Origin of the sequence: aff. Roholtiella sp. LEGE 12411 (assembly GCF_015206995.1) — a bacterium.
Taxonomy (GTDB): Bacteria; Cyanobacteriota; Cyanobacteriia; order Cyanobacteriales; family Nostocaceae; genus Komarekiella.
Window position 1 is genome coordinate 1 of record NZ_JADEXR010000210.1, and the last position, 8253, is coordinate 8253.

At 39.9% G+C, this 8253-nt stretch carries 10 protein-coding genes and 1 pseudogene; 6 read left to right on the forward strand and 5 right to left on the reverse strand.

What is annotated here, in order from left to right; translation table 11 throughout:
- The 3 genes and pseudogenes from IQ246_RS27310 to IQ246_RS27320 form a co-directional block, all read left to right on the forward strand.
- Nucleotides 1–398, forward strand: a 398-nt coding sequence (locus IQ246_RS27310; RefSeq protein WP_208492322.1) for a hypothetical protein, incomplete at its 5' end; no start/stop codon positions are given.
- 108 nt (nucleotides 399–506) lie between these two features.
- Nucleotides 507–4253, forward strand: a complete 3747-nt coding sequence (locus tag IQ246_RS27315) for an ABC transporter transmembrane domain-containing protein (RefSeq protein WP_194006429.1) — start codon at nucleotides 507–509, stop codon at nucleotides 4251–4253.
- Between the two features lie 234 nt (nucleotides 4254–4487).
- A pseudogene (locus IQ246_RS27320) lies at nucleotides 4488–5177 on the forward strand (transposase domain-containing protein).
- Nucleotides 5178–5251: 74 nt separating this feature from the next.
- Here IQ246_RS27320 and IQ246_RS27325 read toward each other — a convergent pair.
- On the reverse strand, nucleotides 5252–5422 hold the full coding sequence (locus IQ246_RS27325) for a hypothetical protein (RefSeq protein WP_194006430.1): 171 nt from the start codon (nucleotides 5420–5422) through the stop codon (nucleotides 5252–5254).
- 139 nt (nucleotides 5423–5561) lie between these two features.
- Between IQ246_RS27325 and IQ246_RS30695 the strand changes: the two genes are divergently transcribed.
- Nucleotides 5562–6113, forward strand: a complete 552-nt coding sequence (locus IQ246_RS30695; RefSeq protein ID WP_244142183.1) for a transposase family protein — start codon at nucleotides 5562–5564, stop codon at nucleotides 6111–6113.
- On the forward strand, nucleotides 6008–6463 hold the full coding sequence (locus IQ246_RS30700; protein WP_339379231.1) for a transposase family protein: 456 nt from the start codon (nucleotides 6008–6010) through the stop codon (nucleotides 6461–6463). Before IQ246_RS30695 ends, IQ246_RS30700 begins: the two co-directional genes overlap by 106 nt.
- Nucleotides 6464–6681: 218 nt before the next feature.
- On the opposite strand, the gene IQ246_RS27335 is transcribed toward IQ246_RS30700, so the two are convergent.
- The 4 genes from IQ246_RS27335 to IQ246_RS27350 form a co-directional block, all read right to left on the reverse strand.
- Nucleotides 6682–6858, reverse strand: coding sequence for a hypothetical protein (locus IQ246_RS27335; protein ID WP_194006431.1), 177 nt, complete (start codon nucleotides 6856–6858; stop codon nucleotides 6682–6684).
- A 124-nt stretch (nucleotides 6859–6982) separates the two neighbouring features.
- The gene (locus IQ246_RS27340) at nucleotides 6983–7141 is read right to left on the reverse strand and encodes a hypothetical protein (RefSeq protein ID WP_194006432.1); all 159 of its coding nucleotides are present in this window, start codon (nucleotides 7139–7141) and stop codon (nucleotides 6983–6985) included.
- Nucleotides 7142–7399: 258 nt separating this feature from the next.
- Nucleotides 7400–7609, reverse strand: coding sequence for a hypothetical protein (locus IQ246_RS27345; protein ID WP_194006433.1), 210 nt, complete (start codon nucleotides 7607–7609; stop codon nucleotides 7400–7402).
- The gene (locus IQ246_RS27350; protein WP_194006434.1) at nucleotides 7602–7916 is read right to left on the reverse strand and encodes a hypothetical protein; all 315 of its coding nucleotides are present in this window, start codon (nucleotides 7914–7916) and stop codon (nucleotides 7602–7604) included. Before IQ246_RS27350 ends, IQ246_RS27345 begins: the two co-directional genes overlap by 8 nt.
- A gap of 191 nt (nucleotides 7917–8107) precedes the next feature.
- On the opposite strand from IQ246_RS27350, the gene IQ246_RS31070 reads away from it, so the two are divergent.
- Nucleotides 8108–8230, forward strand: a complete 123-nt coding sequence (locus IQ246_RS31070; protein WP_255515657.1) for a hypothetical protein — start codon at nucleotides 8108–8110, stop codon at nucleotides 8228–8230.
- The last annotated feature ends 23 nt before the right edge of the window (nucleotides 8231–8253 follow it).

Here is an 8253-nt window from a genome sequence, read left to right on the forward strand (position 1 = left end):
TTCAGATGACGAGTTTTCCAGAGAGCATCTTCATTTTAGACAAGTTCGCCGAGACCTTGGGGTATGATTTTGCAGCTTTTCGTAATTCACGCCAGCAATTCTTCGATTTGTTCAATACGGACGAAGCTCTCCAGGATATATTGCTTCAGAACTGCACGGGTATTAATAGTAAATTTGGGGAAGTAATAATGTTTGACCCTCGTGTAATTCATGGCACAGCAGAGAACATTGAAGGAATTACTCGCGTGAGTATTGACTTCCGCTTACTTCCGCTCAACGCTTATGATGCCATTATGAAATCACTCTCAGCAGACTCTACCCTTCCCTATTTGACAATCGAAGGTGAACCTGCTGTGCGGGGTGGCTTTTATCACGAAAAGAGTGCCTTCGAGCTATAATATGTCATTCAATTTAAATTGTGTGGGATGTGTTCCTTTTAAAAACATCTAGCAGGAGAAGCAACTGCATTTTGCTAGATAATTCTATTCATCTGATCTGAGGTTTTCATGTCGCCATTAATTCCAGAGTACCAAGCACCGTGGTACTCGCGTTTATTCACTTCATGGGTTAAACCCCTACTTGATATTGGCAACAGACGAACTCTTGAAAAAGAAGAGCTTTTCCCTCTTAACCCACTAGAAGAGTCACATAAATGTGCAGAGCAGCTTACTCAGGCTCTGCAACAAAATTCTCAGAAGCAGCACCCTATTCTATTATCTATTGTCCTAATTCATAAAAATATATTTATAAGTGCGATAAGTCTCGGTATTCTGCACTCAATGGCAAGTGTAGTCACTCCATTTCTCTTTCGGTATCTATTGAACTTTTTAGAGCAGCCACAATCTAAAACCTATTATGGTTTACTACTGGCAGGAGGTATGTTTATATCAAGTTTCCTGTCATGGTTGGCAATCCACCACTGCTTCCTCACTGCTGGCAAATTGGGCTTTCGTATACGTGCTGGTTTGGTTGGTGCAGTATATCAAAAATCTTTACAACTTAAACCAGAATCACAACAAAACTTTCCAGTCGGGACAATTGTCAATTTGATGTCTAAAGACGTACAAAATGTTTATTTGGCAGCAGAAAGTTTTGTAATATTAATTATGGCTATAGTTGTGGTAATTGCTGCTATATTTCTTACTTACTTAATTTTGGGAACAGCTAGTTTTGCGGGAATTCTTACTTTGATAATTTCCCTTCCTCTTTCTAGCCAAATTGCCAGGCGAATGGAAGGGGCTGTCAAACGCAGCAATCACTTTGCTGATAGACGCGTAGGATTAATCAACGATATTCTTAATGGTATTCGAGTTGTCAAATTTTATGCTTGGGAGAGGAATTTCAGCAGCAATCTTTCCGCAATTCGAGAACAAGAAATCAAAGAACTCAAGCAATTTGCTTGGCAGGCAGCGCTTCTGAATCTCATTTTTTTGGCAACTCCCATAATGGTAGCTATGGTGACATTTACTTGCCATGTCTTATTAGGTAAAGGATTAAATGTCGCGGATGTTTTTTCTGGATTGGCTTGCTTTAATTTACTACAAAGACCCTTACTCCACATTCCTAATCTCGTGGTTAGCTTTGTAGAAGGACAAGTTTCTATCCGCAGGCTTGAAAGCTTTTTGAATTTACCCTCATTTACAAAATTGCCTGCAAGTGAATTGCCAGTTGGTAGTGTGCAATTGTCTAATGTTTCTTGTTCTTGGCAGATAGAAGAAACAGCGACTTTGAAAAATATCAGTATTGATATTAAACCAGGTGAATTCGTGGCTGTGGTTGGTTCAGCCGGTTCTGGTAAAAGCTCTCTTTTTTCTTGTTTGATGGGAGAACTAGAATTGTTGCAAGGACATCGAGAGGTTTCTGGACGCATTGCATACGTTTCACAACAAGCCTGGATTTTAAATCAATCTGTGCGAGACAATATTCTTTTTAATGCTGATTTAAAAGAGCAGCAATACGAGTTAGTACTTCAGGCTTGTTGCTTGACAGAAGACCTTGAAACTTTTGCCTCTGGAGACAGTACAGAAATCGGAGAAAGAGGAATTAACCTTTCAGGAGGTCAGAAACAAAGAGTCAGCCTAGCACGAGCAGTATATAAAGATGCAGATGTATTTTTTCTTGATGACCCCTTTAGTGCTTTAGATAACATTGTTGGTAGACAAATTCTACAACAATGTCTGCTAGGGATATTGGGTAAAAAAACTAGAATTTTAGTTACTCATAACTTAGATTATGCAATGGCATCTGACCGAATTATCTTTCTAGAACAGGGCACTATTACAGAAGTCGGAACGCCCCAAGAGTTGCAAGAAAGAGACGGTAAATTTGCCCAAATGTTGAAGATGTATGAGTATAATGATGGCAAAAAAATTGGGGGAAATGATAATTTAATCAATTTGGATCTTAGTGGAGATGAAGGTGATACAAATACTCTTAAATGTAATCCACATCGGGCCAAATTAGCAACTCAAATAAATGCACTAGAGCAACAGCCGATAATAACGGCAAATTCTCGGATCATTGAAGAAGAAGAACGAGCTAGTGGTGCTGTCAAAGCAGAGTTGTATTTTTCCTATATTAGGATGTTGGGAACTAAACCATCTCTGCTTTTTATAGTTGGATTATTCATCCTGCGTGAAATACTAAGTATCGGCTCAGATTTATGGTTGGCTTATTGGGCTGCTGACGGACGAAATCCTGGGGCTTTATTTCTCACGGGATTTATATTGCTGGGAATTTTTGTGGGAATAATCACCTTTTTGCGAGCAATATATATGGCACTTAGGGGTGTGAACGCTGCTAATAAAATCCACAAACAGCTGCTTTCTGGAGTATTACATGCCCCACTTTCTTTTTTTGAAGCTACACCGAGCGGGCGAGTGTTAAATCGCTTTAGTAAAGACCAAAAGATAATTGATCAGCAAGTCATTTTCAAATTTCTAGAAGGCATGAGTACGTTGTTTCTCTTGCTTTCCAGTGTTGTTGTGATTATTGGAGCAACTCCTCTAGCTCTAGTGGCAATTGTACCGCTAGTTTGGGGTTATTACAACATCCAAAAATATTTTAGGGCGTCTGCCCGCGATGTCAATCGCTTGGAAGCGATCGCCCATTCACCAATCTATGCTCATTTTTCAGAAACCCTGGTAGGAGCCTCTACGATCCGGGCTTTTGGTTGTGAACAGCTGTTTATTCTAGAAATTTATCGAAAAATTGACCAAAGCCAACGGGCGCTTTTCACCCAACTTTGTCTTGAGCGATGGTTGAGTCTGCGACTAGATATCATGGGGGTGTTGCTTGTGGGTACCGTCGCCGTCTCGGCTGTTATGTCCCGCAATATTTTGGCCTCTGGGTTGGCTGGACTTTCCATTACTTATGCCATGAGCGTTACAGGAGCATTGGGAAGGGCAGTTCACGCCATTGCAGAACTGGAGATTAGTATGAATTCTATACAACGGACGCAGCACTATGCCAATCTACCCCCAGAGAAATGGCAGGGGCGGCAAACTATCAATGCAGATTGGCCACTTGCAGGAAAAATAGAAATTGCTGCTTTAGAAGTACGCTATCGCCCAGAACTAGAACCGGCTTTGAAAGGTATTTCCTGCGCGATCGCTCCTGGTGAAAAAATTGGAGTTGTAGGTCGGACGGGATCTGGTAAAAGCACTCTCCTGCTGAGTTTGTTTCGTATGGTGGAGCCAACCCAGGGACATATTTATATTGACGATGTAGATATTGCTAAGATACCGCTGCAAGAATTGCGATCGCGCCTTACCATCATTCCCCAGGAACCAGTTCTATTTCAGGGAACAATTCGTACTAATCTAGACCCGTTCCATGAATTCACAGATCAACAACTCTGGCAGTCTTTGCAACGTGCCCATCTCCAAGGCGTCATCAAACATTTATCAGCCGGACTGGATACAGACATCAAGGAAGGCGGAGCTAATCTTAGTATGGGTGAGCGACAGCTGCTTTGTTTAGCACGCGCCCTCCTAAAGAATACTCGTATTCTGCTATTAGATGAAGCGACTGCCAACGTGGATTATGAAACCGACAATCTCATTAAGCAGACTCTAAATGATGATTTTGCACACTGCACAGTTGTCACTATTGCCCATCGTATTCATACTGTGATTGATGCAGATAGAATTATGGCAATGGAGCAAGGTAGAATTATGGAATTTGATTCTCCCAAGGTTCTACTAACAAAACCGGAAAGCATTCTACGAAAAATGGTGTCGCAATCAAGATAATCTCTTTTAACGAGAGGGAGCAACGCGATTTTCTGAAGTCGGACAAAAACCAGCGACGATGCTCCACTATACCGCAATACGGTTCAGTTAAGGCTAAAAATCATGTAAATTAAGCATTGTTCCCAAGCATGGAAGTTGAGTGTGGTGCATCTCAAGGATTTCTCGTTGGTGTCTCCTGATATACAAACTGAGGAACTGCTGAAAGCAATCGAGACGGCGATTCCAGTAAAGGCAATTGAACAGGCGATCGCTAATACCCAAACTGAAGAAGAGCGTAAGCGATCGCTACCAGCGCAATTAGTGGTAAGTCTGGTAATAGCAATGAGTTTTTGGTCTAAAGACTCAATGCGGGACGTACTTAAAAACCTAATAGATGGGATGTCAGAGTCGTGGGTAAAAGTTGGTAAATACTGGCGTGTGCCCTGTAAATCAGCTATTACACAAGCTCGGCAGCGATTAGGAGCAAGAGTGATGAGCGATTTATTTCATCGGTAAAAAGGTAGTCAGCCAATACTTGTACGCATCATTGAGTATACAATTAAGCATCCTGACAATCCAGAAGAACAACTGACATATCGCTTGATTACTAGTTTATTAGACATTGAAAGATTTCCTGCCGAGTTGTTGGCGAGGGAATACCATCAGCGATGGGAAGTAGAAAACACCATTGATGAGTTGAAAATACATCTTCTGGGGCGAAAAACTCATGTCCGTTCCCAAAAACCACGAGAGGTTGTGCAAGAGGTATATGCTTGGTTGTTGGGACATTGGACAGTACGAGTATTAATGTTTCAAGCTGCAACCAGTGCTGGAGTTGCTCCATTACGTCTTAGTTTTACCGGAACTTTACGAGTTATCCGTCGTGCTGTACCTAAGTTTCAACGTCTTAACTCCCAAGATTTGCCCCTTTTTTCGATTGGTTGACTATAGAGATTCTGGATACATTGTTACCCGAACGGGTTCATCGGTGTAACCCCAGGGTTGTGAAAAAACCTGTATCAAAGTTTCGCTCCAAAAAACCAAAGCACAGAGGTACTGGACAGCGAGTTGAGGCTCCAAATTTTCACATCATCAATAACGCTTTTAGCCTTAACTGAACCGTATTGCACTATACCGGAGGCGATCGCTAAAACATACATTTTACTTAAATGTATAAAATGTTCAAGCACTGCTGGGATTAAGGAGAGAATTAAAAATAGAGTTACAAAAATTGTCCCAACTGCCAGCTATCCATTAGACCTGTCCGAAATATAAATACGGTATAAAAAAGTGGAAAAATAAAATGTGTATCTACTACTCAAAGTAAAAATGTGCATTGTACTTGATTATATCGAAAAATATCCACTGCGGACAAAGCAAATATTAGGTATTAGCTATGAACAGTTGCGATCGCTAACAGAATCATCAGGAATCAAGCATAAAGAATTAGAAAAAATCAAGGAGAATCAAAAAGTAAGAATTAACGCAGCCGGAGGTGGAAGACCACAAAAATTATCATTCTCTGAGCAAATAGTATTATGCTTATTTTATCTCAGACAAATGCCATCATTTGAAATTTTAGGAATGCTGTTTGGTATTTCCAAAACAGAAGCAAATGATAATTTTCATTATTGGAGGAAAATTATTCGGGATATATTGCCGGCAAGCTTACTCGAACAAGTCTCAACAATAGATAGTGATTTGGAAATTGTTCAAGAGATTTTAACCAAATTTCAGCTACTAGTTGATAGTGCAGAACAGCCTATAAATAGACCATCACAGCCAGAAGAGCAAAAAAATACTATTCAGGAAAGAAAAAACAACATACTAGAAAAAATCAGTTTGTTGGTCTTCCAGAAGCTCAGGATATTGTCGATGTAGAAGTAGGCTTTCCTGTCCCAACTGCGGACATAAATTTATTTCGTACTCAACAAGAAAAATTTCACATCAAACAAGGATTTGGAGGCAACAAGGGATATCAGGGTGGTAAAAATATAAAGACTCCTCACAAGAAAAAAAGAAACCAGGAATTAAGTGATGCACAAAAACAAGAAAATAAAGTATTTTCGAGTAATCGGATATATATTGAGCATCTCATAAGATTGGTGAAAATTTTTCAAATAGCATCACAAAGATTCCGACTAAAAAACGATGTTTACAATGATATAATTTTCACGGTTTGTGGATTGGTAAGGTTGAGAATTGGTAGTTTGATTTTAGCAGTTACTTAAATTAGACAATAATAGCGATCGCCTATAATTATAAAACTGTATTTTGCTTGTCTAAACTATCAGTAACGATATCAAACCCTAATTATTACGTTGACAGAAAATCTGCAAGGTTTAGTCTAAAAGCCTTGTGTGTACTTGCTTTCAAGTTTTAGGACAGGTCTACTGTGAGCTTCTCTTTCTTTTTCAGCAAGCCCTAACTAGATATGTAAAGTTTTGTATTAGGATTCAACATTTCTGTGTAAAACCTTTTGGTATAAGTTATTAAATTCTTCTTGTCCAGCCCTAGACAACATATTATTTACAGCCAACTCTACTAAATACAATTGGGGCGGCGATAATTGATCACCATCGTCTGTTAATCGTAAAATCTCGATTGCTCTTTCTGCGTTATTCATGATCGGATGTTTTTTAGGATGAAGGGAGCGACCCTGAAGGATCGCAGATTTGTTAATTGTCCTTATTTGAAGCGAAATAAAGCTTGGTTTGAAGAGGGAGGAGGGCTTGAACCTCCTCTAGTAGTTAAAAGGGGGTATTACCTGTTTGGTTTGCTTTGGCTAGATATCCGCGCCAGTATTGGCCCTCGCGGAACTTTGGAGGTAGGGCGATCGCGGCGTCAAATTCTCCATCGTAGTAGCTATCAAGTTTGGCTTGGGTCTTAGTCTTGGTTTGAGTTAACATACAGACATCCTTTTAAATTGAGGCGGGTTGATTCCCGCTTTTTCCTTACCTGTTATTACTTTAACATAACAAGTTAGTTAGTGCAAATAACAAGTTAATTATGTAGAATAAACTGTAACAGGATAAATATAACCAGTTAGAGTAATAGGCTGATACCAAACCAAATTATTGAGGCAGACTTAAACCAATTCGCAATTACGTTTTGTGACGGGGATTTAAACCCCGACACAAAACGCGCTGCCTATAGAGGCAGGGGACTTAAACCCCTTTTGTTCGGTGACGCTTTACGGCTTGAATGTTTGCTTTACTACCTTCGTCGGTCTTAGGAAAGCAGTAAGAACATACCCCACGTTCCACACTTAATTTACCTTTGATGGGGCGATCGCATATTTTGCACTTGGGAAGCTGCTCACCAGTTGAAACGCGCTCACGCCATTGTTTTAGGCGTTGATATCCTGATTTAGCCATATTTGTTTTCCAACGGATCTGCTCGACCAATACCTAACTCAAGCAACTGTTTTTTTGTGCCATGGCGGTCAACGCAGTAATAATATTTTTTATCCCGAATATTGGCTAAATAATACCCTGCTTTGCCGCCATTTATTCGGAACAATTCAATCACTATTTGTTTCTCGGTAATGCCATATAGGGTATTAATATCATCATGATTTGTTGCGCTGGGAGATAAAAAAGGCTCAGTATCTTTAATGAACCAACGTCCGTTTCTACATTCAAATATACGAAAGTAGCTTGGGTAGATAATTGTGCTATCCATAATTGGTTTTTGATAGAATGAATAAAGAAAGCCCAAATACATATATAGACGGCGACGTTAGATCAGGCGATCGCATGAATAGAGAACTGTTAATTTTGTTCTCAAAGATAGCCTAACCAAAAGCAAACTTAACTGATTGCACGAACCTGTTACTTTTTTGAAACTGTTATTTTACATCTAACCAAATAAATGTGTATAAAGGTGTAGCTTGCGATGGCGTACCCGCCCGCCGTAGGCGATCGCTGAAACTCATTCTGGAAGATTCATCAACATTAATTGAGGGCAGAACTAAAACGAGGCGACGGATTCTTTAAACTTGTTATAGCAACCTGTTATT